The sequence below is a fragment of the Micromonospora sp. NPDC000442 genome, assembly GCF_042898635.1.
Classification (GTDB): domain Bacteria; phylum Actinomycetota; class Actinomycetes; order Mycobacteriales; family Micromonosporaceae; genus Micromonospora.
The window spans coordinates 128,995-154,339 of record NZ_JBIAYZ010000007.1; the positions used below are offsets into that span (position 1 = coordinate 128,995).

The following is a 25,345-nucleotide window of genomic DNA, read 5'->3' on the forward strand; positions in this document are numbered from 1 at the left end:
GCGGGCGGGACGAGGTGATCCTCGCCGCCACGCTCGCCTGGCAGGTCGGCCTGGCGGTCTGCGTACCGCTGCTGGTGCGGCGCTTCGGCCGTAACGCCGGCTATCCGTTGGCCGCCGGCTATCTCGTCGCGGCGTCACTGCTGCTCACCCGGTTGCCGGTGATCCTCGACGACCGGGAAGTCACCGTGGCCTGGCGGTGGCTGCCCGGGCTGGCGGTCCACGCCGCGTTGCGGATGGACGCGCTGGGGCTGGTCTTCGCGTTGCTGGCCCTCGGGGTAGGCGCGCTCATCATGGCCTACTGCCCCCGCTACCTCGACGGCAGCGAGGACGAGCAGAAGCGGGTGTACGTGACGATGACCCTCTTCGCCGCCGCGATGCTGGGCCTGGTCCTCGCCGACGACCTGCTGGTGCTCTTCGTCTTCTGGGAACTCACCTCGATCCTCTCCTTCGTCCTGATCGGGCAGGGCGGTCGGCCGGCGGCCACCGGACCGGCCGTGCAGGCGCTGCTGGTCACCGTCGCCGGCGGTCTCGCGCTGCTGACCGCGATCGTGCTGCTGGCGGTCCACCTCGGCACCACCAGCCTGGACACCATCGTGGCCGAGCCGGAGCGGTTGAGCGGCGTACCGGCCTGGGTGGTGGGGACGCTGATCATCGTCGCGGCGTGCACCAAGTCCGCGCAGCTGCCGTTCCATTTCTGGCTGCCCGGTGCGATGGTGGCGATCACACCGGTGAGCGCGTACCTGCACGCGGCGACGATGGTGAAGGCCGGCATCTACCTGCTGATGCGGTTCTCGGCGGTGTTCGGTGGCTCCTGGGCGTGGGACGGCACCCTGATCGCCGTGGGTCTGCTCACCGCGATCCTCGGCGCGTTGCTCGCGCTGCGTCAGTACGACCTGAAGGCGCTGCTGGCGTACTCCACGGTCAGTCAGCTCGGCCTGCTGGTCGGGGTGATCGGCGTCGGTACCCCGGACGCCGACGCGGCGGCGATCCTCTACACCGTCGCCCACGCGCTGTTCAAGGCGACCCTGTTCATGCTGGTCGGCATCATCGACCATCAGGCGGGCAGCCGCGACGTGCGGGAGCTGGCGGGGCTGCACCGGGTGATGCCGGCGACGGTCTGGCTCACCGTGCTGGCGGCGATGTCGATGGCCGGCCTGCCGCCGACCATCGGCTTCGTCGGCAAGGAGGCGATCTTCGAGGCGCTCGGCGGGGCCTACGGGGGAGGGTGGTTGGGCTGGTGCGCGGCCGGGCTCGGAGTGCTCGCCTCGGTGCTCACCTTCGCGTACGCGGCCCGTCTGGTGCACGGGATGGTGGAGGGACCGACCCGGCAGCGCCAGCTGCGCGAGCCGTCCTGGGCGTTTCTCGCCCCGGCCGCGGTGGCCGCGGTGACGGCGGCCGTGCTCGGCCCGACAGTGGCCGTACTGAGCCCGCTGGTGGAGCGGGCCGCGGACGATGCCCGCCCGGAGGGTACCCCGCCCTACCTGGCCTTCTGGCACGGCTTCACCCCGGCGTTGGGGCTGAGCGTGCTCACCGTGCTGCTGGGTGTGCTGATGTTCCTCGGCCGGGTCCGGGTGGACCGGTGGCTTCGGGCCGTACCCACCACCCCGCCGCTCGCCGAGTTGTTCGAGCGCGCCCGGCAGGCGGTGCTGCACGGGGGTTCGATCATCGCCCGGACCGCGCACGCGCCGGGCCCGGCGCCCTACCTGGCCCGGCCGTTGCTGGCGACGGTGGCCCTGGCCGCGGTCGCGGCGGTGGCGCTGCCCAACGTCTCGGCCGGCGTCGGCGGTGACCCGGCCCGGCCCGGTGACTGGTTGCTGCTGGGGCTGCTCGTGACGGCCCTCGCCGGGCTGCTGGTGGTGCGCTCCGCGCTGGCCGCGATCGGACTCACCGGCGTGGTGGGGCTGCTGCTGTCGGCGTGGTTCCTGACCCTCGGAGCACCGGACGTGGCGTTGACCCTGATGCTGGTGGAGGTGCTGACCGCAGTGGTCATCATGCTGGCCCTGCGGCAGCAGCCGCGTCGGCTCGCGCCCGTCGGACGACGCCTGCCGGTCGTGGGTGCGGCCCTGCTCGCGACCGCCACCGGGGTCGCGGCGGTCGCCGGTACGGCGGTACTGACCGGACGCGACCAGGTGTCCGACCCTGGCCGGTGGTATCTCGACCGGGCGGAGGTGCTGACCGGCGGTGCCAACGTCGTCAACACCATCCTGGTGGACTTCCGGGCCCTGGACACCCTCGGCGAGGCGGTGGTGCTCGCGGTGGTGGCACTCGGGCTGGTCCGGCTCGCCGCCGGTCGTCCGGTCGAGCCGGCCAGCACCGGGCCCACCGGCGACGACCTCGTGCTCGGCCTCGCCTACCGGGTGCTCGCACCGGTGATGCTGCTCGCCTCGGCGGTGCTGTTCCTGCGCGGACACGAGGAGACCGGCGGCGGCTTCATCGGGGCGCTGCTGGCGGGCACCGCCGTCGGGCTCGGTCAGTTGGCACACCCCGGCGGAGCACCACTGCTGAGCCGGCTCAGGTCGGCGCCACTGGTGGCGGCCGGGCTGCTGACCGCGACGGTCGCCGCGCTGGTGCCGCTCGCCGTAGGTCGGTCGCTGCTCACTCCGCTCGCCCTCCGCACACCGGATCCGTTGCCGTCGCTGTCCACGTCGCTGCTGTTCGACCTCGGGGTCTACCTGATGGTCCTGGCACTGGTGGTGGCCGCCGTACGGCGGCTCGGCGTACTGCCGGCCCAGCCGGCCAACCAGCCGGAGATCGGAGGTGCCCGGTGAGCGCCGCGTTCGTGGTCGGCGTCCTGGTGGCCGCGGGGGTGTTCCTGCTGCTGCGGCCGGGCCTGCTGCGCGTGGTGCTGGGCTTCGTGCTGCTCGGCCACGCCGTCAACGTGGTGCTGCTCGCCGCCGGCGGGCTGGGCCGGCGGACCGCGGCGCTGGAGGAGGTGGGTCCCGACACCGCCGACCCGTTGCCGCAGGCGTTCGTGCTGACCGCCATCGTGATCACCTTCGGGATCACCATCCACCTGCTCGGCCTGCTGCGACGCGGCGCCGGTGGGCCCGCCAGCGGCGCGGACCCCACGGACGGCAACGATGGTGACGCCGCCGGCGACTCCGACTCCGACGGCATCGGTGGAGCGGGCGGGTACGGCACCACGGGGCGGCGGCGGTGAGCGGTCTGCTCCTGATCCCGGTGGTCGGGCCGCTGCTGGTCGCCGGGGTGCTGCTCGCCCTGCCGGGCCGCACCAGGCTGCATCGGGTCGGCGCGTTCACCACCGTGACGGTGGTGCTGGCGAGCGGCCTGGTTCTGCTGGTGCGGACCAGTGAGGGCGCGCTGGCCGTGCTGCGGGTCGGTGGCTGGCCCGGTCCGATCGCCATCAGCCTGGCGGCGGACGTGCTCAGCGCCCTGCTGGTCACCGTGACGGCGCTGGTGGTGCTCTGCTGCCTGGTCGCCGCGGTCGGCTCCGGCGACGACCGTCGCCCGTACTTCCTGCCGCTGGTGCTGGTGCTCACCGCCGGGGCCGGCGGCGCGTTCCTCACCACCGACCTGTTCAACCTCTTCGTACTCATCGAAGTGATGCTGGTGCCCTCGTACGTGCTGTTGAGCCTGGCCGGCGGGGCCGGGCGCGGCGGCGCGGCACGGGTGTACGTGGCCACCAACCTGCTCGGCTCCACCCTGCTGCTGGCCGGGGTGGCCCTGGTCTACGGCACCACCGGAGTGGTCGGGCTGGGCGACCTGGCCGGCGCGGCTCGCGACCGACCGACCGTCGCGGTCGCCTGCGGTGTGGTGCTGCTCGCCCTCGGCGTCAAGAGTGCGCTGGTGCCGCTGCACGACTGGCTGCCCCGCACCTATCCGGTGGCCTCGCCGGTGGTGGTGGCGCTCTTCTCCGGGTTGCTGACCAAGGTCGGTCTCTACGCGGTGATCCGGATCTACGCGGTGGTGTACGGCGGTGATCCCGGATACCGCTGGCTGCTCGGCGCGGTGGCGCTGTTGTCGATGGTGGTCGGCGTGCTCGGGGCCGTGGGCGAGATCTCGATGCGGCGGATCCTGACCTTCCACATGGTCAGCCAGCTCGGCTACATACTGCTCGGCCTGGCCCTGTTCACCGCCGCCGCGCTGGCCGCGGCGGTCTACTACCTGGCCCAGTACATCCTGGTGAAGGCGGCGTTGTTCCTGTGTGCGGCAGCGGTACGCGCCGGCCGGGGTACCGACCGGCTCGACGGTTCCGGCGGTCTGGCCGGGCAACGTCCCGCGCTCGCCGTGGCCTTCGCCGGGGCGGCGCTGTCGCTGGCCGGCCTGCCGCCGTTCTCCGGGTTCCTAGCGAAGTTCCTGCTGCTGCGGGCCACCGTGGAGACCGGTGCCTGGCTGGCCATGGCGGTCGCGGTGCTGGTCAGTCTGGTCACCCTGCTGTCCATGCTGAAAATCTGGAGCGCGTTGTTCACCGGCGACCCGCCGGCTTCGTCGACCGTGGCGAAGCGGATCGGACCGACGCTGTTCGGCCCACCGCTGGCGCTGGCCGGCCTCTCCCTGGCGGCCGGGCTGGCGGCTGCACCGCTGCTGGTGGTCGCCGACACGGCGGCGGCCGGGCTGCGTGACCCGGCGGGCTACGTCCGGGCGGTGACCGGCCGATGAGCAGCGACGCGATGACGACCCCCCGGCGCACGGCGGTGCGGGCTCGACGTGTCCTGCGGTTCGCCGGCTACTTCGCGGTCCGGCTGGTCCAGGCGAACCTCGCCGTGGCCTGGGAGATCCTGACGCCGGGTTCCGGGCTGGCACCCGCGGTGGTGCGGGTGCCGCTGCGGGCGGCCACCGACACGGAGGTGGCGGCGGTGGCGCTGGCGGTGAGCCTGACCCCGGGCACACTGACCCTGAGCGTGCACCGCGAACCCACCGCCGCGTTGTGGGTGCACGGCATGTACGCCGCCGACCCGGTGGCGTTCCGGCGGGCGGTGACCGAGCTGGAGTGGCGGCTGCTGGCCGCCCTGCGTCCGGCCGCCCACCCGGACGGCCCCGACGCCGGCCGGTCGGAGGTGACACGGAGGTGACGATGCTCCTGCTCGACTCGGTGCTCGTGGTCCTCGCCGGCTCGATGGCGGTGGTGATCGCCCGGCTGGTGGTCGGTCCGACCGACGCCGACCGGGCGGCCGCCCTGGATCTCGGCTTCTTCGTCTTCCTGGCGGCCCTGGCGGTGCTCGCCGCCCGGCTGCACACCCCGGACCTGCTCGACCTGGTGCTCACCGGGACGCTTGTGAGTTTCCTGGCGACGGTGGCGATGGCCCGGCTGGTGCACCGGAGGCAGCGGTGATCCGGACCCTGGCGGCGTCGACGCTGCTGCTGCTCGGCACCGCGCTGATCGCGACCAGCGCGGTCGGCCTGATCCGTCTGCCGGACGTCTACCACCGGATGAACTCCGTGGCCAAGGCGGCCAGCCTCGGGGTGAGTTGTGTCCTGCTCGGTGTGCTGCTGCTGATTCCCGGCTGGCGTACCGCCGTGGTGGTCCTGGCCGCCGTCGGGCTGCAATTGTTCACGGCACCGATCGGCGGCTACGCCCTGGCGCGGGCCGCCTACCGTGCCGGGGCGCCGCTGGCACCGATCACCCGCTACGACGAACTCGGCGGTCGGACCGGTGAGGGCGGCGACGAGTCGACCCGGGACCCGGTCTGAGGGGTGGTGGGCGGCGGCGAAACACCCGGGCGCGGTACACTGCCGGTCATGGCCGGAGTCTTCCTGCTTCTTACCGGGCCGTGCTGATGCGCTGAACGCGCGACAGCACGGCGGCCCCTCCTGCGTGAGGGGCTTTTTCGTGCCCGCCGCCGGTCCCCGACGGGCCGGCGCGGCAGACCCGAGACCAGCCAGCACTCCGACAGACTCCGCCGAGCGACGCGAGGAGAAGGCCATGACCGAGGCAGACGTCCCACCGTTCCGGTACACCGCGGCGCTGGCAGACGAGATCGAACGCCGCTGGCAGGACCGTTGGGAGCGAGAGGGCGCCTTCCACGCGCCGAACCCGTCCGGTCCGCTGGCCGATCCGGCCCACCCGCGGTCCGGTGCGGAGAAGCTGTACGTGCTGGACATGTTCCCGTACCCGTCCGGGGCCGGGCTGCACGTCGGGCATCCGCTGGGATACATCGGCACCGACTGCTTCGCCCGGTACCAGCGGATGGCCGGCCGCAATGTGCTGCACGCGATGGGTTTCGACGCGTTCGGCCTGCCCGCCGAGCAGTACGCGGTGCAGACCGGCACACACCCCCGGACCACCACCGTGGCCAACATCGACCGGTACCGGGCGCAGCTGCGCCGGCTGGGGCTGGCCCACGACCAGCGGCGATCGGTGGCCACCATCGACACCGACTTCTACCGCTGGACCCAGTGGATCTTCCTGCAGATCTTCAACTCCTGGTACGACCGCGAGGCCGGCCGGGCCCGACCGATCAGTGAGCTGATCGCCGAGTTCGCCGGAGGCGTGCGGCGCACCCCGGACGGCCGGCCGTGGGCGGAGCTGTCGGCCGCCGAGCGACGCGCCATCGTCGACGACCACCGCCTGGCGTACGTGTCGCAGGCGCCGGTGAACTGGTGCCCCGGGCTGGGCACGGTCCTGGCCAATGAGGAGGTCACCGCCGACGGTCGCTCCGAGCGGGGCAACTTCCCGGTCTTCAAGCGCAACCTGAAGCAGTGGATGATGCGGATCACCGCGTACGGCGACCGGCTGCTGGACGACCTGGACAAGCTGGACTGGCCGGAGCCGATCAAGCTGATGCAGCGCAACTGGATCGGCCGGTCGCGGGGCGCGCACATCGACTTCCCGACCGCGGTCGCCCCGATCCGGGTGTTCACGACCCGGCCCGACACCGTCTTCGGCGCCACCTACATGGTGCTGGCCCCGGAACACGAGCTGGTGGACACGCTGATGCCGGCGGCCTGGCCGGAGGGCACCCGGGACGCGTGGACCGGCGGGCACGCCGCCCCGCGGGAGGCCGTCGAGGCGTACCGCAAGGCGGCGGCCGCCAAGACCGACGTGGAACGGCAGGCCGAGACGAAGGAGAAGACCGGCGTCTTCACCGGCGCGTACGCCACCAACCCGGTCACCGGCGGCCAGATCCCGATCTTCATCGCCGACTATGTGCTGGCCGGCTACGGCACCGGCGCGATCATGGCGGTGCCCGCCCAGGACGAGCGGGACTGGGAGTTCGCCGAGGTCTTCGAGCTGCCGATCGTGCGTACCGTGCAGCCGCCGGAGGGCTTCGACGGCAAGGCGTACACCGGGGAAGGGCCGGCGATCAACAGCGCCGCGCCCGAGCGCGGCCTGGACCTGGACGGCCTGGGGGTGGCCGACGCCAAGGCCCGGATCATCGGCTGGCTGGAGGAGACCGGCAGCGGCCAGGGCGCGGTGACCTACCGGCTGCGGGACTGGCTGTTCAGCCGGCAGCGTTACTGGGGCGAGCCGTTCCCGATCGTGTACGACGCCGACGGCGCCGCCATCGCGCTGCCGGAGGAGATGCTGCCGGTCGAACTGCCCGAGGTGGACGACTTCTCCCCGCGCACCTTCGACCCGTCCGACGCCGACAGCGATCCGGAGACGCCGCTGTCGCGCCGCCGCGACTGGGTCGAGGTCGAACTGGACCTGGGTGACGGCCCGAAGCGGTACACCCGGGAGACGAACGTGATGCCGCAGTGGGCCGGCTCCTGCTGGTACGAGCTGCGCTACCTGGACCCGACCAACGGCGACCGGTTCGTCGACGCGGACAACGAGCGGTACTGGATGGGACCGCGGGGCGAGGGCGACTGCGGCGGGGTCGACCTGTACGTGGGCGGTGCCGAGCACGCCGTGCTGCACCTGCTGTACGCCCGGTTCTGGCACAAGGTGCTGTACGACCTGGGCCACGTGTCGTCGTTCGAGCCGTTCCGCAAGCTGTTCAACCAGGGCTACATCCAGGCGTACGCGTACACCGACGCCCGGGGCGCGTACGTGCCGGCGGAGGAGGTCGCCGAGCGCGACGGCGGCTTCTTCCTGGGCGACGTCCAGGTCAACCGCGAGTACGGCAAGATGGGCAAGTCCCTGAAGAACGTGGTCACGCCGGACGAGATGTGTGCCGCCTACGGCGCGGACACGTTCCGGGTGTACGAGATGTCGATGGGACCGCTGGAGGTGTCCCGCCCGTGGGAGACCCGGGCGGTGGTCGGCTCGTACCGGTTCCTGCAACGGGTCTGGCGGGCCATCGTCGACGAGCAGACCGGTGAGTCCCGGGTCACCGACGAGCCGGTCGACGAGCAGACCCGGCGGCTGCTGCACAAGGTCATCGACGGTGTCCGGGGCGACATGGAGCAGATCCGGTTCAACACCGCGATCGCCAAGCTGATCGAGCTGACCAACGGGGTGACCCGGCTGGCGCGTACCCCGCGCGAGGTGGCCGAGCCGCTGGTGCTGATGGTCGCGCCGTTCGCCCCGCACGTCGCCGAGGAGCTGTGGCAGCGGCTGGGCCACTCGACCTCGTTGACGTACGCGGACTTCCCGGTCGCCGACCCGGCGCTGCTGGTCGCCGAGACGGTCACCTACCCGGTGCAGGTCAACGGCAAGGTCCGGGGCCGCATCGAGGTCCCCGCCGACGCAGGCGAGACCGACGTGCGGCAGGCGGCCCTGGCGGCGGTGGCCGGCCCGCTGGCCGGCAAGGACCCCCGCAAGGTCATCGTCATCCCCAACCGAATGGTCTCCATCGTCCTGTAACCCCACCCCACCCCACCCCACCCTGCCCTGCCCTGTCCGCGTTGATCATGAGGTTAGCGGCAGTTTGAAGATCGACTACTGCCGTCAACCTCATGATCAACGCTGGGTGGGGTGGGTGTGGGTGGGGTGGGTGGGGTGGGTGGGGGGGTCAGGGGGCGCGGCGGTGTAGGGCGAGCGTGGTGACCAGGGCGGCCACCACCGCCCAGGCGGCGTACGTGGTCCAGGCGCCGGAGACGCTGGCGGCGTGGAGGTCGGTCAGCCACGGCGGGGGACCGGTCGGATCCCTCAGCCGCTGCCACGCCGGCACCAGCATGGCGTGCCGGAGCAGCGCGCTCCAGCGCTCGTCCTCGTTGACGGCGGTGGGCAGCAGGAGCAGCACCGTCGCGGCGGTGACGATCGCTGGTGCGGTGTGCCGGATCAGCGCCGCGAGGGCCATTCCGACGAGCGCGCAGAGCGGCACCAGCAGAGCGGAGGCGGCGATGCCGCGCAGGGCGCCGGGGTCGCCGATGGACATGCTCGCGTCCACGTCGGCGAGGATCGCCTGCGACACCGCGAATGCCGCCGCCGCGCCAAGCGTTCCCAGCAGCGTCAGTACGCCGGTCAGCACGGTCAACTTGGCGGTGGCCACCGCGTAGCGCCGGGGGACGGCCGCGAAGGTGGTACGCATCAGCCCGGTGGCGTACTCACCGCCGATCGCGACCGCGCCGACACCACTGGCCGCGAGGACGACGAACATCTGCGCCTCGGTGGGGAAGGCGTCCCAGAGCGGGGAACGCAACGCCCGCCGCTCGGCCGACCAGTCCGGCCAGCCCGCATGGGTGGCCAGCGCGGCGTGGACGGCGAGGCCGACCATGGCCAGCAGGATCAGGGCGAAGGCAGCCCAGGTGGAGCGCAGCGACCAGAGTTTGATCCATTCGGCGGCGAGCAGGTCACGGAAGCGCGCCGGGTGGGTCGGGACGGTCTGCGTGGCGGGTCGGGTCACGGTGGTCATCGGGTCTCCCCGGTGGCGTACTCGACGTCGGCGGCGGTGAGTTCCATGAAGGCTTCCTCCAGCGAGGCGGTGCGGGTGGTCAACTGATGCAGCGGGATCCGCAGGCCCAGGGCCAGCTCGGCGATCCGTTCCGGGCTCACCCCGGTTACGGCGAGCACCCCACCGGCATCCGGCCGCACGTCCGCGCCGACGTCCACCAACGCCGTGGTCAGGGTGGCCGGTTCGGGGGTACGCACGACGACCTCGGCATGGCCGGCGCGGGCGGCGAACTCGTCCAGCGACTCGTCGGCGATCAACCGGCCCCGGCCGATGACGACGAGGTGGTCGGCGCAGTGCTCGACCTCGCCCATCAGGTGACTGGAGACGAAGACGGTGCGGCCCTCGGCGGCGAGCCGTCGGAACAGTTCCCGAACCCAGCGCACCCCTTCCGGGTCCAGGCCGTTGAACGGCTCGTCGAACATCAGCACGGGTGGGTCGCCCAGCAGCGCGGCGGCGATACCGAGGCGTTGCCGCATGCCGAGCGAGAACGCGCCGACCCGGCGGTCGGCGGCGTCGTCGAGGCCGACCTGCCCCAGCACCTCGTCGACCCGGGCGGCCCCGATGCCGTTGCTGCGAGCCAGGCTGGCCAGGTGGGCGCGGGCGCTGCGCCCGCCGTGCACGTCCGCGGCGTCGAGCAGCGCGCCGGCGTGCCGCAGCCCCCGGGCAAGCTCCCGGAACCGGACGCCGCCGACGGTGGCGGTGCCGCTGGTCGGGGTGGTCAGCCCTAGCACCATGCGCAGGGTGGTGGACTTGCCGGCTCCGTTGGGGCCGAGGAAGCCGGTCACGCGGCCGGGCCGGACGGTCAGGGTCAGGTCGTCGACGGCGGTGGTACGGCCGTACCGCCGGGTCAGGCCATCAAGTTCGATCATGCCGTTCACGCTGCCGGTCGCCGGGCACGGCCGCGTCGCCCCGTCGGCCGTACGTTGTGTCTCGGTGGTGGCCTGCGGGCGTACATCCCCGGGCCGATGCCGGTGCGGCGCGGCGCTGGATACCGTGTGCCGATGGATGCCACTGCCTTGATCCGGCCGCGTGCCGCCGTGCCGGTGATGCGGGCGATCCTGGTGTGGGCCGGGGTCGCCCTCCTACCGGTGCTCTGGGTGCTGGCGCCGGCCGTGGCGAACAGTGGCGACGGTGTCGGCGTGGTGGGTTGGTGGCTGCCGGTGCGCTACCTGGTGCCGGTGCTGATCGTTGCACTGCCGGCGGGTCTGCTGCGTCGCCGCCCGCTGACCGCGCTCGGTCTGATGCTCGCCGGAGCGGCACTGTGTGCCGCGACCGTGCACGGCCGGGACGCCGGGTACCTCGGCGACATCTTCAACCTCCAGTTCCTCGCCGTCGACGCGGCACTCGCCGTCGTCGCCGCGAACCGTTCCCGTCGGGTGTCGTTGCCGGCCGCCGGGGTGGTGCTGGTGACACAGGTGCTCGCCGGCTTCGTGGCCCTCGGGGTCGAGCCGGTGGACCAGGCCGCGCTGACCGTGCTGGCGGTCGCGGCGGCCTGGATCACCGGCAACTCGGTGCGGGCTCGGCGGAACTACGCGGCCGCGCTGCGCGTGCACGCCGCCACCGAGGCGGTCACCGCCGAACGGCTGCGCATCGCCCGGGAACTGCACGACATGGTCGCGCACAGCATCGGTGTCATCGCCATCCAGGCCGGGGTGGGCGCGCGGGTGATCGACACCCAACCGGCGCACGCCCGCGCCGCCCTGGCCACCATCGAGGCGGCCAGCCGGGACACGCTGGCCGGACTGCGGCGTACCCTCGGCGCGCTGCGCCGCGGCGACGGGGATCCGGCGTCGCTGGAGCCCGCGCCCGGGTTGGCGGACCTGGACCGGCTGGTCGCGGCCACCGGCGATGCCGGTGTTCGGGTCGGGCTGCGTACGACCGGCGACGCGCCCGTCCCGGCCGAGGTCGACCTCGCCGCGTTCCGCATCGTCCAGGAGGCGCTCACCAACGTGGTCCGTCACGCCGGGGTCGACGCGTGCCGGGTCGTCGTCGAGCGCGGCGATGAGGCGCTCACGGTGGAGATCGTCGACGACGGCCGGGGCGGCCCGATCGGCGTCGAGGGGCACGGCTTGATCGGCATGCGCGAGCGGGTCACCGCCGTCGGTGGCCGGTTCCGGGCCGGGCCACGGTCCGAGGGAGGCTTCCGGGTGACAGCCCGGCTGCCGGTGTCGCCGGAGAACGCCGTCCCGGCCGGTGGCCGGCCGGTCGACGCCGTCCGGGCGGGTGGCCCTCCGGGCGGTGCTGGTTCCGTCGGTGGCCGTTCGGATGGTGGTGGCGGGGCCGGTGGTCGTCCTGACGAGGCGGTGGAGCCGTGACCATCCGGGTGCTGCTCGTCGACGACCAGCCGCTGGTGCGGGCCGGGCTGCGCGTGCTGATCGCCGACGTGCCGGACATGGCAGTGGTCGGCGAGGCTGGCACCGGCACCGAGGCGGTGCGCCTGGCTCGTGAGGTGCTGCCCGACGTGGTGCTGATGGATCTGCGGATGCCGGGGACCGACGGCATCCAGGCGACGCGGACGATCACCGACTCCGGCGGTCCCGCGCGGGTGCTGGTGCTCACCACGTTCGACGACGACGAGCACGTACATGCCGCGCTGCGGGCCGGCGCGAGCGGCTTTCTCGTCAAGGACATGGCGCTGGAGGACATTCTGGGCGCGATCCGGGTGGTAGCAGCCGGGGACGCGTTGATCGCACCCGGCGTCACCCGGCGACTGATCGCCGAGTTCAGCCGCTGGCCGCCGGCCTCGATGCCCCGGCCGCTGGCCGGGGTGACCGATCGGGAGCGCGAGGTGCTCACCCTCGTGGGCCGGGGCCTGTCCAACGCCGAGATCGCCGCCGAGTTGGTGATCAGTGCGGCCACCGCCAAGGCGCACGTGGCCCGGCTGTTCAGCAAGCTCGGCGCCCGCGACCGGGTGCACCTGGTCATCGCCGCCTACGAAGCCGGCCTGGTCACCCCACCCCGCTGAACCACCCCATCACCCCGCTGCCCGTCCCGCCGTGCCGTTCACCCGGGTTCACTGCCGCCCGTCCCCGGTACCCGGGTTCACTGCCGCCCGTCCTCGGCGTGCCGCTCGCCGGATCCACTGCCGACAGTCCCACGGGGCTACCACCCGTCCCCGGCTGCCGTCCCCATCCCGGGCTGCCCGCCCAATCGCAGCCCGTTGCCCACGCTCCGGCTTGCCGGCGTCCGCAACTTCGGGGAAAGTGCTGCCTGGACCGCCTCGGACCCAGCACTTTCCCCGAAGTTGCGTGGTGCCGCTCTGGGTTGCGCGGTCCCGCTCGAAGTTGCGGCGGGCACGGTCGTGGTTGCGGGTCGGCGCGAGACGGTGGTCGGCGTGAGAGGGTGCGTCGCGCGGTGCGATCTCGGTGCCGTTGCCTTGGCTGGGTGGGCTGGGTGGGCGGGTGGTGTTCGGTCAGCGGGAAGTGCGGCGGAGGCGGCGTTCGGCGCGCCACCAGCGGGCGAGCAGGATGGCGCTGGCGATGAAGCCCAGCGAAGCCGGGGCGGCGGCGAACCAGTTGATCTCGCTGGGGCTGGTCACGGCTGCACCGACCGCCGCATAGCCGAACGCGGTCGGCGCGGAGGCGATCACGCTGCCGACGAGGAACGGCAGCACCCGCGCGCCGGTGGTGCCGTAGCCGTAGCTGACCAGACCGAAACCGGAGATGGGCAGCAGCCGTACGGTGACCACGCCGAGGACGCTCTGCCGGGTGAACCAGCGGTCGAGGCGGGCCAGCCGGCCCCGGACGCGTTCGGCGACGAAATCCCGGCCCAGCACCCGACCCACGGTGAAGCCGATCGCCGCCGCCAGCAGTGCGGCGCCGAGCGCGTACGCGGCACCTTCCAGGGCACCGAAGATCGCCCCCGCGGCGAGCGTGATGAACGTGCGGGGGACCAGCGCCACCAGCAGCAGCGCCCCGCCGAGCACACCGGCCACCGGAGCGAGCCGCCCCATCCGGTCGGCCAGGTCCGGCAGCGCCGTCGGCTCCGGGTGCGGCACCAGCAGCAGCGTCGCCCCGAAGACGGCGAGCAGGAGCAGCAGCAGCGCGAACCGGGTGGCCGACGGCGTCGCAGCGACAAGCAGGCGGCGCCACCAGACCGGCGGAGGGTCGACCGGTGGGGTGGCGGGCTGCGGAGGGGCGGCTCCGGGGTCGCCCGACCGGCTCGCCCGCAGTAGTCGTCTCCGCAGCTTGCGGATCATGCCCGGGCGGTGGCCACCGCGGTCCGGCGTTCGGCCCGCAGCCGGTCGGCCCAGGTGTCGTCGAGCGGGGGCAGGTGCTGCGCGCCGGTCGCCCAGCGCAGCAGCAGGTCGGCCAGGGCCGGGTTGCGGGCCAGCGCCGGGCCGTGCGAGTACGTGCCGAGCAGTTTGCCCCGCCAGGCCCCCTCGGTGGCACCGTCGTTGCCGACCCCGGCGGTGACCCGGGCCAACGGGGAGACCCCGGGACCGAGGTGGGTGCGGCCGCCGTGGTTCTCGAACCCGGTCAGCGGCGGTAGGCCGAGGCGGGCGTCGATGTCGCCGGCCAACTCGCCGACGGCCCGGCTGGGGCCCCGGTCCGAGGAGAGGTCGAGCAGTTCCAGGCCCGGGTACTGGGCGCCCTTGGCGAAGAACGAGGTGCCCAGCAGTTGGTAGCCGGCGCAGACCCCGAAGACCACGGAGCCCTGAGCCACCGCCCGGTGCAGGCCACCGTCGGCGAGCAGTCGTTGCGCGCCGAGCGCCTGCGGGCCGTCCTCGCCGCCGCCGATGAGGTAGATGTCGGCTGTGGTGGGCAGCCGCTGGTCGGAGCGGACCTCCAGCACCTCGACCGGGAACCCGCGCTGCTGGGCCCGGCGGGCCAGGATCAGGGCATTGCCCCGGTCGCCGTAGGTCGACAGCAGGTCCGGGTAGATCCAGACGATGCGCAGGGTCTCAGTTGACACGGTCCAACTCCGCTCGGATGTCCTGGAACGCGGTGTAGTTCGCGATGACCTCCAGCCGACCCGGCGGTACCGCCCGGACGGCCTCGTCGAAGGTGCGTACGTACTGGAAGGGCACGTCGTTGACCTCCAGCCGCACGGCCAGGTCGTACGCCCGGTCGCCGGTGATGAGCACCAGGCGTCCGCGCAGCGGGGCGAAGTCGACGTCGAAGAGCCAGGAGGTGTCCAGCCCGTCAGGGTCCCGGGCGTTGATGGACAGCAGCGTCGGCGCCTCGTCCGCCATGTCGAACGCCTCCAGCCAACTGGCCGGGTTCTTGGCCAGCAGCAGTCGCACGGTGCGACCCTCCCGGACGACCTGGGCGTAGCGCCCGGCCACCGAGGTCACGTCGCCGAGGCGGGGGACCGCGTCGAAGGGGCGTACGCCGAATTCGGCCGCGACCGCGAGTGCGGTGGCCGCGTTGCCGACGTTGACCTTGCCGGGGAGTTGCAGCTTGACCTTGTACCAGGCGCCGGTCGGGTCGACGACGCCCTCGTCGTCCACGGTCCACTGCGGCTCCGGCCGGCGTAGCGGGCAGCCGGTGCACCACCACTGCTCGCCGGAGCGCTGGATGGTGGAGCCGCACTCCGGGCAGACCCAGGAGTCGTCGTGCCAACGCTGCCCGGCGGAGAACCAGGTGACGTGCGGCGGGGTGATCCGCTGGTCGTGGGTGGCCGGCGGGGTGGCGGCCCAGACCACCATCGGGTCGTCGGCGTTGGCGATGACGCGGATGTCCGGGTGCCGGGCCAGCGACGCGCGCCAGAGCTGCGCCATCATGGCGACCTCCTTGGCCCGGTCCAACTGGTCACGGGAGAGGTTGAGCAGCGCCACCACGTGTGGGTCGGTCGCCTCGATCACCTGGGCGAGGTAGTGCTCGTCGACCTCCAGCACCGCGTACGGCGTGCTGCCGGCCTTGGCCAGGGCGGAGGTGTGTCCGGTGGGCATGTTGGCGCCGAACGAGTTGGTGGCGACCCGGCCGAGCACCCCGACGGCCGCGGCCGCGAGCCGGGTGGTGGTGGTCTTGCCGTTGGTGCCGGAGATCAGCGCGATGGCCCGGCCGGCGGAGAGGTGGGCGAGCAACTCCGGGTCGATCTTCAGGCCGAGCCAACCACCGATCACCGACCCGTCGCCCCGGCCCGCCGCCCGGGACAACGCCGCGGCGGTCCGTGACACGGAGCTGGCCACCTTCGCCCGCAGGGGCATCTTCGCGTCCGTCACGCGAGCGAGGTTACCGGACCAGCGGACCCGCGAGATCGCCACCGACGGCGATCCGTTCGGGTCGGCACTGCCGGCGCACGGTCGGATGACGCTCGGCCGGACGGAGTCGATCTATGTCGGAAAGCGGACCCGCCCCGCGGGGCCGTCCGGCCCTCCACTCCGCTCCACCCCGGCTGACGTGCGGTTTTGTGGCGAGACGCGGCGCGCCACGCGGTCGAATCTGGTTGCGAGTGGAGGGAAGTGGAGTAGAGTGGGGCGCATTGGTGGGGCCGGGAGGGGCCCACCGGCCCGGGGGGTCAGCGGCGCGCGAACGCCGCTCAAAGGGCGAGGGGGTTGGGCCGATGTTCCTCGGCACCCACACTCCGCGCCTGGACGACAAAGGCCGGTTGATCCTTCCGGCGAAGTTCCGGGATGAGCTGGCGGGGGGTGTCGTGATCACCAAAGGGCAGGAGCGCTGCCTCTACGTCTTCCCGACGCCGGAGTTCCAGCGAATCGCGGAGCAGTTGCGCGCGCAGCCGATGACGCACAAGGCGGCCCGGGCCTACAGCCGTGTGTTCTTCGCCAGCGCGCATGACGAGGTGCCGGACAAGCAGGGTCGGGTGACCATCCCGGCGCACCTGCGTACGTATGCGGGGCTCGACCGCGACCTGGTGGTCATCGGTGCGAGCACCCGGGTGGAGATCTGGGACAAGGTCGCCTGGGAGACCTACCTCGCCGAGAGCGAAGACGACTTCGCCGACATCGAGGAAGGGGTGCTGCCCGGCGGTCTGTAGGGCGTGGCGACGCCCGACGTACTGCGAGATCTCCAGCCGCTTTCGAGTTCCTGGCATCCCTTCCCCGATGCCAGGCGCACGATCCGACCCTCCGGGCCGCGGCCCGACGGGCGGGCGGAGAGCGGATGGGGATCTGGCGGTACGACGGCACGGCGTCGTCCGACGAACAGGGCGCGGATACACAACCGGTTCAACCAGTGGGGGTCGACATGGGGGAGCTACGCGGCACGCATGTGCCGGTGCTGCTCGAGCGGTGTCTCGAGCTGCTGGCCCCCGCGCTGGGCCGGGGTGGGCGCACCGTGCACGTCGACGCGACGTTGGGCCTCGCCGGCCACGCCGAGGCGGTGCTGCAGGCCCATCCGGAAACGGTGCTGGTGGGCCTGGACCGGGACACCGAGGCGTTGGCCCATGCCAGGGTCCGGCTGGCCCGGTTCGCCGACCGGGTCCATCTGGAGCACGCCGTCTACGACGAACTGCCCGAGGTGCTCGACCGACTGGGATATCCGTCCGTGGACGGAGTCCTGTTCGATCTCGGTGTCTCCTCGTTGCAGCTCGACGCGCCCGACCGCGGGTTCGCGTACGCACAGGATGCGCCGTTGGACATGCGGATGGACCAGACCCGGGGGGTGACCGCCGAGGAGGTGGTCAACACCTACCCGCACCCGGACCTGGCCCGGGTGCTGCGGGTCTACGGCGAGGAGAAGTTCGCCGGGCGGATCGCCTCGGCGATCATCCGGGAGCGGGAACGCGGCCGGATCACCTCGTCGGCGCGGCTGGCCGAGCTGGTCCGGGAGTCGATTCCGGCACCAGCCCGACGAACCGGGGGACACCCGGCAAAGAGAACGTTTCAGGCTTTACGGATCGAGGTAAACAGAGAACTGGCAGCGCTGGAGACAGCGTTGCCGGCCGCTCTGGACCGGCTCGCCGTCGGCGGTCGCCTGGTGGTCCTGTCCTACCACTCGTTGGAGGACAGGCTCACCAAGCAGGCGCTCGCCGATCGGGTCCGCAGCACGGGCCCGATCGACCTCCCGGTCGAACTGCCCGGGTCAGAGCCGACGTTCCGGCTGCTCAGCCGGGGCGCGGAACTGCCCGGGGAGGTGGAGGTCACCGTGAATCCGCGGGCCGCTTCGGTGCGCCTGCGGGCCGCGGAGCGGATCGACCCGCAGGCACGGCAACGGGGGCGTACCGACCGCGAACGGTACCGCCGCCGGGTCAAGGCGATGCACCAACCGGGGACGGGGTCAACCACGGAATCCGGTCCGGATCCGCGGCGGGCGCCGGGGGACACCACGGACGAAGAGGGGGAGGGGACATGAACGTAGACAAGCGTCGGGACATCGCCGGCGTCGGGCAGCGCGCACCGCGGTCGGGGGGCCGGATCGCGGCGGAGCGGACCCGGGGGACGGGCGACGGTGCCCGGCGGACGGACCGGGTGAACCGGTCGGCGGAGACTCGCGCCCGGGGGGCGCGCGAGTTCCCGACTCAGGGCAGCGCGGCGCTGCGTCCGGTGGAGCGGGCCGCCGTCGCGGCCGAGCGGTCGGAGTCGCCGCGGCTGCGGGTCGCCCCGCCGCCGCCGGTGCGGGTGCCGCGGGCGCCGTTCGCGGCGCTGGTGGTGGTGCTGGTCGTCGGCGGGGTGCTGGGCATCCTGGCGGTCAACACGAAGATCAACGAGAACGCCTTCCGGTTGGACGAGTTGCAGCAGCAGCAGGCCAAGCTCGACGTGGAGCAGCAGCAGCTGAAGAAGCAGATCGCCGAGTCCGAGTCGCCGGGCAACCTTGCCGCCCAGGCCCGCAAGCTGGGGCTGGTCGAGTCGGGTGAGCCGGCGTACATCCGGCTGCCGGACGGCAAGGTGATCGGGGTGCCGCAGCCGGCCGGTGGGCAGCTCTCCATCACCAGCCAGCAGGGCGCGGAGGGGTAGGCCGTGCCACCGAGATCGGATGAACCGCGCCGGGACGCCGAAGGCTCCCGGCGCGGTTCGTCGCGTGGCGGCGGGCAGCGGGGGAGGCCGCCCCGCGCGGCGGCGGAGCGGGACGCGGAGGCGGGCCTCGGCGGAATCTCCGACGCCCGCGCCTACACCCCCCGGGGCCGCTCCATCCGGGAGGGCGGCGCGCCGTCCGGCACCGGACGCGCGGAGCAGCGGCGTACGCCGCGCAGCAACCGGTCGCAGGATCCGTTCCGGCCGGCGCTTCAGGTCCTCGACGGTGGCCGCGTCACCGCCGGACGGGCGGCCGGCCGGCCGGGCGGCGCGGCCCGCCGGGACGGTGGCACGGCACGCGCCACGGTGACCCGTACCGTCACCGACCGCACCCCGCGCGACGAGCCTCCGCTCACCGCCCCCCGACGGCGGGTGGCCAGCCGGGAGCCGCATCGCGGGGACCGCACGCCGCCGCGCCGGCCGTCGCGCAAGCGTCCCCGGCCGCCCCGGCTGGCCGACCCGGGGCGTCGGCTGCGGCTGGGTACCGCGTTGACCCTGGCCCTCTTCGTCGCCGTCGGCGTGCGGCTGGTCGTGCTCCAGACCGTCGACACCCCGGCGTACGCCGACGGCGGGCTCGCCGACCGCATCACGACCGTGCCGCTGCCCGCGCCGCGGGGCGCCATCTTCGACCGCTCGGGCGAGGCCGCCCTGGCGCACAGCGTCGAGGCCCGGTACGTCTACGCCGACCCGACCCGGGTCGTCGACATCGCGGCGACCGCGCGGGCGCTCAGCCCGTTGCTGGGTATCCCCGCCTCCGAACTGGCCGAGAAGATGAAACCCCGCAAGCGGATCAACGGCGTCGACTCGCAGTTCGAGTACCTGGCCCGAGGGGTGGACATCGACCGCGCCAAGGAAATCATGGCGCTCAAGCTGCCCGGCATCGCCACTCACCGCGACGAGCGGCGCGAGGTGCCCGGCGGGGATCTCGCGGCCAACCTGATCGGCTTCACCAGCCCGGACATGGTCGGGCTGGAGGGCCTGGAGGCGCGCTTCGACGACGTGCTGCACGGCGAGGACGGCCAACGGGTCTTCGAGGCCGGTCTCGGCGACCTGGCCGCACCCATCCCGGGGGGCTACAGCCGCACCACGAAGGCGAAGCCGGGCAGTTCGGTGGTGCTCACCATCGACCGTGACCTGCAGTTCATGGTGCAGCGCATCCTCAGCGAGCAGATGCAGCAGGTGCAGGGCAGCACCGGTGCCGCCGTGGTGCTGGACGCGCGTGCCGGTGAGGTGCTGGCCCAGGCCAGCCACCCCACCTACAACGCGGCGAAGCCCTTCCCGAGTGAGCCGACCGACCGGGAGGACGCGGCCACCAGCTTCATCGTCGACCCGGGCTCGGTGCACAAGCCGATCACGTTCGGGGCCGCCCTGCAGGAAGGGGTGATCACCCCGGACACCTCGTTCCCGGTGGCCAACGCCATCCGCAAGGGCGACACCTGGTTCCGCGACACCCATCAGGCGAACGGGCGGCGGATGAACGTCGCCGGCATGATGGCGTACTCGTCGAACGTCGGCACCATTCAGATAGCCGACAAGCTCGGCGCGGAACGCCTGCTCGACTACCAGCGGCGGTTCGGCCTGGGTAAGGCGACCGAGGTCGGGATGCCCGGTGAGGCGAGCGGGCGGCTGCTGCCGGTGGAGGAGTGGAGCGGGTCGTCGCACGGGTCGGTGCCGATCGGGCACAGCGTGGACGCCACCCCGTTGCAGATGGCCGCCGCCTACGCCGCGATCGCCAACGACGGCACATACATCCAACCGCACCTGCTGAAGGAGACGATCGCGCCGAACGGGAAACGGACCCCCGCACCGGCGCCGGAGACCCGGCAGGTGCTCAGTCCGGACAACGCCGCCGCCCTGCGTACGATCATGGAGGCGGTCACCACGGTCGAGGACGCCACCGGGCTGGCCGCCGCGGTCCCCGGTTACCGGGTCGCCGGCAAGACCGGCACGGGCTGGCGGCTTGTCGACGGCAAGAAGCAACCCGGTGAGGTCGCCTCGTTCATCGGGATGGCCCCCGCGGAGGACCCGCGCTACGTCATCGCGGTCTTCGTGCACAGCCCGAGCGGCGGTGGCGGCCAGATCTCGGCACCGGCCTTCCAGGACATGATGACCTTCACCCTGCGTCATCACCGGGTGCCGCCGTCGACCGAACCGGCACCGACGTTCACCGTCTTCCCGTAGCCACCACCTGCGGTTCGACTTCATCAGACGGAGATTCAGGCGCGCCGTGCGGCCCGGACCGAGCGACCGGGTAGGGTCTGACGCCGTGCGCGGCAATCCTCGTCCCCGTTCCGTGACCGGGATCCGGCTCGGTGACCTGGCCGCCCGGCTCGCCGTGGCGTCCCCGACCAATGCCGACCCGATGGTGACCGGGGTGACCCACGCCAGCGGCGAGGTCCGCCCCGGCGATCTGTACGCGGCCCTGCCCGGTGCCCGACGGCACGGCGCGGAGTTCGCCGCCGACGCGGCGAGCGCCGGTGCGGTCGCGATGCTTACCGATCCGGCCGGTGCCGAGCGGGCCGCCGACAGCGGGTTGCCGGCCCTGGTGGTGGCTGACCCCCGCACGGTGCTCGGCACGCTCGCCTCGGCCGTCTACGGCGATCCCACGGCGGGGCTGACCGTGATCGGCGTGACCGGCACCGCCGGCAAGACCTCCACCGCGTACCTGATCGAGTCGGGGCTGCGGGCCGCCGGCCACACCACCGGCCTGATCGGCACCGTGGAGACCCGCCTCGGCGATCTGGTGATCGACAGCGTGCGAACCACGCCCGAGGCCACCGACCTGCACGCCATGCTCGCCGCGGCCGGCGAGCGTGGGGTGACCGCGGTGGTCATGGAGGTCTCCAGCCACGCCCTGGCGATGGGCCGGGTCGGCGGGGTGCGGTTCACCGTCGGTGGCTGGACCAACTTCGGCTCCGACCACCTGGACTTCCACGCCGACGCCGAGGACTACTTCGCCGCCAAGGCCCGACTGTTCGACGGTCGGTGCGCCGTCGAGGTGCTCAACCACGACGACCCCGCGCTGAAGGCGCTGTTCAAGCCCGGCACGGTCAGCTTCTCCGCCGTTGGGGACCCGGCCGCCACCTGGTGGGCCGACGACCAGACCGGCGAGGGGTACGCGCAGCGGTTCGCCGCGCACGGACCGGACGGGCTGACCCTGCCCGCCCGGGTGGCGTTGCCCGGCCGACACAACGTGTCCAACGCCCTGCTGGCCATCGCCAGCCTGGTGGCCGCCGGCGTCGACCCGGTGACCGCCGCCGAGGGGGTGGCCGCCTGCGGCGGCGTGCCGGGCCGGCTGGAGTCGGTCGGTGTGGCCGGCGGGGTACGCGGGGTGGTCGACTACGCGCACAAGACCGACGCCGTGGTGGCCGCGTTGGCCGCGCTGCGGGAACTCAGCACCGGCCGGCTGATCTGCGTCATCGGGGCCGGTGGTGACCGGGACCGGGCGAAGCGGCCGGCGATGGGTGCCGCCGCCGCGGCCGGTGCCGACGTGGTGGTGGTGACCGACGACAACCCCCGCACCGAGGATCCGGCGGCGATCCGTGCCGAGGTCCTTGCCGGTGCGTACCGGGCCAACGCATCGGCCCAGGTCATCGAGGTCGGTGGCCGCCGGGCGGCGATCGACGAGGCGGTGCGGCTGGCGACGTCGGGTGACGTGGTGGCCCTGCTCGGCAAGGGGCACGAGCGGGGCCAGGAGATCGCCGGCGAGGTGTATCCGTTCGACGACCGGACCGAGCTTGCCGACGCGCTGCGTGGCCGCTTCGGGGATCTGGAGGGCCAGTGATCACGCTCAGCCTGGCCGAGGTGGCCTCGGCGGTCCACGGTCGGCTGGTCGCCGCCGATCCCGCCGCGCAGGTCACCGGCAGCGTGGAGTTCGACTCCCGCAAGGTCACCTCCGGTGGGCTCTTCGTCGCCTTCGACGGTGCGAAGGTGGACGGCCACGACTTCGCCGCCGCGGCGGTGGCGTCCGGCGCGGTGGCGGTCATGGGCACCCGCGAGGTGCCCGGGGTGCCGATGATCGTCGTCACCGACCCGCTGGCCGCGATGGGCCGGCTGGCCCGTGCGGTGGTGGACCGGCTGCCCGGGCTCACCGTCATCGGGTTGACCGGCTCCTCCGGCAAGACCACCACCAAGGACCTGATCGCCCAGTTGACCGCCCGGCTCGGGGAGACGGTGGCGCCACCGGGATCGTTCAACAACGAGCTGGGTCACCCGTACACGGCGTTGCAGGCCGGCCCGACCACCCGCTACCTGGTGATGGAGAAGGGCGCCCGGGGCATCGGCCACGTGCGGTACCTCTGCGAGGTCGCGCCACCGCGCATCTCCGTGGTGCTCAACGTCGGGGTGTCGCACATCGGCGAGTTCGGGTCGCAGGAGAACATCGCTCTGGCCAAGGGCGAGCTGGTCGAGGCGCTGCCGGCCGACGGTCTGGCGGTGTTGAATGCCGACGACCCGCTTGTCGACGCCATGGCCGCCCGGACGGTGGCGCGGGTGATCCGCTACGGCGAGTCGGCGCACGCCGACGTGCGGGCCGTGGACGTGACGCTGGACGAGCGGGGACGGCCTGCGTACACCCTGGTCACGCCGGAGGGCAGTGCGCCGGTGCGACTCGGGCTCACCGGCCGGCACCAGGTCTGGAACAGCCTGGCCGCCGCGGCCGTGGCGCGGGAACTGGGGATGCCGCTGGCCGAACTGGCCACCGCGCTGGGCGCGCTGGGGCTGGTTTCCACCCGTCGGATGGACGTCTTCGAGCGCACCGACGCGGTCACGGTCATCGACGACTCGTACAACGCCAACCCGGCGTCGATGGCGGTGGCGCTGCGGGCGCTGGGCGGCATCGGCGCGGGACGGCGTACCGTCGCGGTGCTCGGCTACATGGCCGAGCTGGGCGAGTTCGAGGCGCAGGGACATGCCGAGGTGGGCCGGCTCGCGGCCGAGCTGGGTGTGGACCGGTTGCTCGTGGTCGGCGAGGCGGCGGCGCCGATCCATCACGGGGCGACATCGGTAGGTGACTGGGGAGGAGAGTCGGTGCTGCTCACCGATCAGGCGGCGGCCGTCGAGGTGCTGCGCAGCGAGCTACGGCCGGGCGACGTCGTCCTGGTGAAGGGCTCCCGGTACCGGACGTGGGAGGTGGCCGACGCGCTGCGCGTCGAGGCCGCCGGGGACGGTACGGGTACGTCGGCGTCGGCCGGGGGTGGCACCGCGTGAGGGCGGTCATCGTGGCCATCGGGGTGGCCTTCCTGGTCTCGCTGTTCTGCACCCCGATCGCGATCCGGGTCTTCACCCGGCTCAAGGCCGGACAACCCATCCGGGCCGAGGGCCCGCAGATGCACCAGGGCAAGAAGGGCACGCCGACGATGGGCGGCGTGGTGTTCATCCTGGCCACCGTCATCGCGTACGTGGCCGGTCACCTCGCCCTGACCACGCTGCCCGACGCGCAGATCGCCCAGGTCGAGCCGACCATCACGGCGCTGGTACTGCTGGGGCTGATGGTCTTCTGCGGTGCGGTCGGCTTCATCGACGACTTCCTGAAGGTGCGCAAGCGGCACAGCGGTGGCCTGAGCGCGCGCGGCAAGCTGCTCGGGCAGATCCTGGTCGGCGCGGTGTTCGGGGTCGTCGCGCTCTGGTTCCCCTCCACCATGACCGACGCCACCGGCGCGGTGACCAACACCGAGACGGTCGGCAGCACCATGCTCAGCTTCATCCGGGACATCCCGGCGCTGGACGTCACCAAGATCGGCGCGGTGATCATCTTCATCTTCGTGGTGATGGCGGCGACCAACGGCGTCAACCTCACCGACGGCCTCGACGGGCTGGCCACCGGCGCCTCGGTGATGGTGCTCGGCGCGTACGCGGTGATCGCGTTCTGGCAGTACCGCCACTGGTGCGCCGACCCGGCGTACACCGCGAATCCGGACAACTACTGCTACACCGTCCGCGACCCCCTGGAGATCGCGCTGATCGCCGGGGCGGCGGCCGGGGCCTGCGTCGGCTTCCTGTGGTGGAACACCTCGCCGGCCCGGATCTTCATGGGCGACACCGGAGCACTCGGCCTCGGTGGCCTGATCGCCGGCATGGCGATGTCGACCCGTACGATCCTGCTCCTGCTGATCATCGGTGGCCTGTTCGTGATCATCACGATGTCGGTGGTGATCCAGATCATCTCCTTCAAGACCACCGGCAAGCGCGTCTTCCGGATGTCCCCCCTCCAGCACCACTTCGAACTGGCCGGCTGGAGCGAGGTCAACATCGTGGTCCGCTTCTGGATCATCGCCGGCATCGGCGTGGCCATCGCCCTCGGCCTCTTCTACAGCGACTTCCTGGCCAACATGGGCTGACCCACCCCCTTCGGGCCGTCCCTCCGGACGGCGCGGCCACGTTGATCATGAAGTTGTTGTCGCTCTGTCCGGCGTGGCGCGGCAACAACTTCATGATCAACCGGGTGGGGGCAAGTGCGACACGCCGAGTGGGCGATAGCGGCGGTGTCGGATGGCGGCAGCGGCGATGATGGCGTTGTGGGGGAGGCGCGGGACGAGAAGGGTGTGGGGCCGAGCAGCCGACGGTCCGCTGGCGAGGCGGCGAAAGCTGCCAGTTCGGTGAAGGCTGCCGGAGCGGTGGGTGCGGCTGGCGGTGCGGTGCGAACCGAGGACCCGCCGCGACCACCCGGGTCAGGTACGGGCAGCGGTGCTAC

At 72.7% G+C, this 25,345-nt stretch carries 21 protein-coding genes; 16 read left to right on the forward strand and 5 right to left on the reverse strand.

Annotated features, from left to right (window positions below; genetic code table 11):
- Positions 1–14: 14 nt before the first annotated feature.
- From mbhE to leuS, 7 genes are all read left to right on the forward strand, one after another.
- Entirely contained in the window at positions 15–2,768 is a 2,754-nt protein-coding gene (mbhE, locus tag ACFY2A_RS13585; RefSeq protein WP_387171467.1) for a hydrogen gas-evolving membrane-bound hydrogenase subunit E, read from the forward strand.
- Positions 2,765–3,160 carry a sodium:proton antiporter gene (locus ACFY2A_RS13590; protein WP_363924457.1) on the forward strand — a complete coding sequence of 132 codons (396 nt, stop codon included), beginning with the start codon at positions 2,765–2,767 and terminating at the stop codon, positions 3,158–3,160. The genes mbhE and ACFY2A_RS13590 overlap by 4 nt, the downstream gene beginning before the upstream one ends.
- Positions 3,157–4,620 carry a proton-conducting transporter membrane subunit gene (locus tag ACFY2A_RS13595; RefSeq protein ID WP_387171470.1) on the forward strand — a complete coding sequence of 488 codons (1,464 nt, stop codon included), beginning with the start codon at positions 3,157–3,159 and terminating at the stop codon, positions 4,618–4,620. Before ACFY2A_RS13590 ends, ACFY2A_RS13595 begins: the two co-directional genes overlap by 4 nt.
- Complete coding sequence (locus tag ACFY2A_RS13600; RefSeq protein WP_363924455.1) at positions 4,617–5,033, forward strand: Na+/H+ antiporter subunit E; 417 nt, start codon at positions 4,617–4,619, stop codon at positions 5,031–5,033. Before ACFY2A_RS13595 ends, ACFY2A_RS13600 begins: the two co-directional genes overlap by 4 nt.
- Before the next feature lie 2 nt (positions 5,034–5,035).
- Entirely contained in the window at positions 5,036–5,293 is a 258-nt protein-coding gene (locus ACFY2A_RS13605; RefSeq protein WP_387171747.1) for a monovalent cation/H+ antiporter complex subunit F, read from the forward strand.
- A complete protein-coding gene (gene mnhG, locus ACFY2A_RS13610) occupies positions 5,290–5,652 on the forward strand; it encodes a monovalent cation/H(+) antiporter subunit G (RefSeq protein WP_387171472.1) in 363 nt (120 codons plus the stop codon). Before ACFY2A_RS13605 ends, mnhG begins: the two co-directional genes overlap by 4 nt.
- A 232-nt stretch (positions 5,653–5,884) precedes the next feature.
- Positions 5,885–8,710 (forward strand): leucine--tRNA ligase, encoded by a 2,826-nt coding sequence (gene leuS / locus ACFY2A_RS13615; protein ID WP_387171474.1) that lies wholly within the window; start codon positions 5,885–5,887, stop codon positions 8,708–8,710.
- 148 nt (positions 8,711–8,858) lie between these two features.
- Here leuS and ACFY2A_RS13620 read toward each other — a convergent pair whose 3' ends face one another.
- Positions 8,859–9,701, reverse strand: coding sequence for a hypothetical protein (locus ACFY2A_RS13620; RefSeq protein ID WP_387171476.1), 843 nt, complete (start codon positions 9,699–9,701; stop codon positions 8,859–8,861).
- On the reverse strand, positions 9,698–10,609 hold the full coding sequence (locus ACFY2A_RS13625) for an ABC transporter ATP-binding protein (protein ID WP_387171478.1): 912 nt from the start codon (positions 10,607–10,609) through the stop codon (positions 9,698–9,700). The genes ACFY2A_RS13620 and ACFY2A_RS13625 overlap by 4 nt, the downstream gene beginning before the upstream one ends.
- A 132-nt stretch (positions 10,610–10,741) precedes the next feature.
- Here ACFY2A_RS13625 and ACFY2A_RS13630 point away from each other — a divergent pair, with 132 nt between their 5' ends.
- Positions 10,742–12,055: a sensor histidine kinase gene (locus tag ACFY2A_RS13630; RefSeq protein WP_387171480.1), complete on the forward strand. Its 1,314-nt coding sequence runs from the start codon at positions 10,742–10,744 to the stop codon at positions 12,053–12,055.
- A complete protein-coding gene (locus tag ACFY2A_RS13635; protein ID WP_387171482.1) occupies positions 12,052–12,705 on the forward strand; it encodes a response regulator in 654 nt (217 codons plus the stop codon). The genes ACFY2A_RS13630 and ACFY2A_RS13635 overlap by 4 nt, the downstream gene beginning before the upstream one ends.
- A gap of 447 nt (positions 12,706–13,152) precedes the next feature.
- Here ACFY2A_RS13635 and ACFY2A_RS13640 read toward each other — a convergent pair whose 3' ends face one another.
- The 3 genes from ACFY2A_RS13640 to ACFY2A_RS13650 are packed head-to-tail and all read right to left on the reverse strand — an operon-like array spanning position 13,153 to position 15,891.
- Positions 13,153–13,938: a TVP38/TMEM64 family protein gene (locus ACFY2A_RS13640; RefSeq protein WP_387171484.1), complete on the reverse strand. Its 786-nt coding sequence runs from the start codon at positions 13,936–13,938 to the stop codon at positions 13,153–13,155.
- A complete protein-coding gene (locus ACFY2A_RS13645) occupies positions 13,935–14,654 on the reverse strand; it encodes a glutamine amidotransferase (RefSeq protein ID WP_363924446.1) in 720 nt (239 codons plus the stop codon). The genes ACFY2A_RS13640 and ACFY2A_RS13645 overlap by 4 nt, the downstream gene beginning before the upstream one ends.
- Positions 14,644–15,891: a MurT ligase domain-containing protein gene (locus ACFY2A_RS13650; RefSeq protein WP_363924556.1), complete on the reverse strand. Its 1,248-nt coding sequence runs from the start codon at positions 15,889–15,891 to the stop codon at positions 14,644–14,646. Before ACFY2A_RS13650 ends, ACFY2A_RS13645 begins: the two co-directional genes overlap by 11 nt.
- 356 nt (positions 15,892–16,247) lie before the next feature.
- Here ACFY2A_RS13650 and mraZ point away from each other — a divergent pair, with 356 nt between their 5' ends.
- From mraZ to mraY, 7 genes are all read left to right on the forward strand, one after another.
- Positions 16,248–16,679 (forward strand): division/cell wall cluster transcriptional repressor MraZ, encoded by a 432-nt coding sequence (mraZ, locus tag ACFY2A_RS13655; RefSeq protein WP_137781340.1) that lies wholly within the window; start codon positions 16,248–16,250, stop codon positions 16,677–16,679.
- Positions 16,680–16,888: 209 nt separating this feature from the next.
- Positions 16,889–17,995 (forward strand): 16S rRNA (cytosine(1402)-N(4))-methyltransferase RsmH, encoded by a 1,107-nt coding sequence (gene rsmH / locus ACFY2A_RS13660; protein WP_387171750.1) that lies wholly within the window; start codon positions 16,889–16,891, stop codon positions 17,993–17,995.
- The gene (locus ACFY2A_RS13665) at positions 17,992–18,597 is read left to right on the forward strand and encodes a septum formation initiator family protein (RefSeq protein WP_363924445.1); all 606 of its coding nucleotides are present in this window, start codon (positions 17,992–17,994) and stop codon (positions 18,595–18,597) included. Before rsmH ends, ACFY2A_RS13665 begins: the two co-directional genes overlap by 4 nt.
- A gap of 3 nt (positions 18,598–18,600) precedes the next feature.
- The gene (locus ACFY2A_RS13670) at positions 18,601–20,835 is read left to right on the forward strand and encodes a peptidoglycan D,D-transpeptidase FtsI family protein (protein WP_387171487.1); all 2,235 of its coding nucleotides are present in this window, start codon (positions 18,601–18,603) and stop codon (positions 20,833–20,835) included.
- Positions 20,836–20,881: 46 nt separating this feature from the next.
- Positions 20,882–22,438: a UDP-N-acetylmuramoyl-L-alanyl-D-glutamate--2,6-diaminopimelate ligase gene (locus tag ACFY2A_RS13675; RefSeq protein WP_387171489.1), complete on the forward strand. Its 1,557-nt coding sequence runs from the start codon at positions 20,882–20,884 to the stop codon at positions 22,436–22,438.
- Positions 22,435–23,862, forward strand: coding sequence for a UDP-N-acetylmuramoyl-tripeptide--D-alanyl-D-alanine ligase (gene murF, locus ACFY2A_RS13680; RefSeq protein WP_387171491.1), 1,428 nt, complete (start codon positions 22,435–22,437; stop codon positions 23,860–23,862). Before ACFY2A_RS13675 ends, murF begins: the two co-directional genes overlap by 4 nt.
- Complete coding sequence (gene mraY, locus ACFY2A_RS13685; protein ID WP_309223422.1) at positions 23,859–24,992, forward strand: phospho-N-acetylmuramoyl-pentapeptide-transferase; 1,134 nt, start codon at positions 23,859–23,861, stop codon at positions 24,990–24,992. The genes murF and mraY overlap by 4 nt, the downstream gene beginning before the upstream one ends.
- Positions 24,993–25,345 lie beyond the last annotated feature (353 nt).

What these genes read in the sequence shown, in the direction of transcription:
- ACFY2A_RS13600 (WP_363924455.1), top strand. Translation starts at nt 4,617, where the DNA reads ATGAGCAGCGACGCGATGACGACCCCCCGGCGCACGGCGGTGCGGGCT.
- ACFY2A_RS13605 (WP_387171747.1), top strand. Translation starts at nt 5,036, where the DNA reads ATGCTCCTGCTCGACTCGGTGCTCGTGGTCCTCGCCGGCTCGATGGCG.
- leuS (WP_387171474.1), top strand. Translation starts at nt 5,885, where the DNA reads ATGACCGAGGCAGACGTCCCACCGTTCCGGTACACCGCGGCGCTGGCA.
- ACFY2A_RS13620 (WP_387171476.1), bottom strand. Translation starts at nt 9,701, where the DNA reads ATGACCACCGTGACCCGACCCGCCACGCAGACCGTCCCGACCCACCCG.
- ACFY2A_RS13625 (WP_387171478.1), bottom strand. Translation starts at nt 10,609, where the DNA reads ATGATCGAACTTGATGGCCTGACCCGGCGGTACGGCCGTACCACCGCC.
- ACFY2A_RS13630 (WP_387171480.1), top strand. Translation starts at nt 10,742, where the DNA reads ATGGATGCCACTGCCTTGATCCGGCCGCGTGCCGCCGTGCCGGTGATG.
- ACFY2A_RS13640 (WP_387171484.1), bottom strand. Translation starts at nt 13,938, where the DNA reads ATGATCCGCAAGCTGCGGAGACGACTACTGCGGGCGAGCCGGTCGGGC.
- ACFY2A_RS13650 (WP_363924556.1), bottom strand. Translation starts at nt 15,891, where the DNA reads ATGCCCCTGCGGGCGAAGGTGGCCAGCTCCGTGTCACGGACCGCCGCG.
- mraZ (WP_137781340.1), top strand. Translation starts at nt 16,248, where the DNA reads ATGTTCCTCGGCACCCACACTCCGCGCCTGGACGACAAAGGCCGGTTG.
- rsmH (WP_387171750.1), top strand. Translation starts at nt 16,889, where the DNA reads ATGGGGGAGCTACGCGGCACGCATGTGCCGGTGCTGCTCGAGCGGTGT.
- ACFY2A_RS13665 (WP_363924445.1), top strand. Translation starts at nt 17,992, where the DNA reads ATGAACGTAGACAAGCGTCGGGACATCGCCGGCGTCGGGCAGCGCGCA.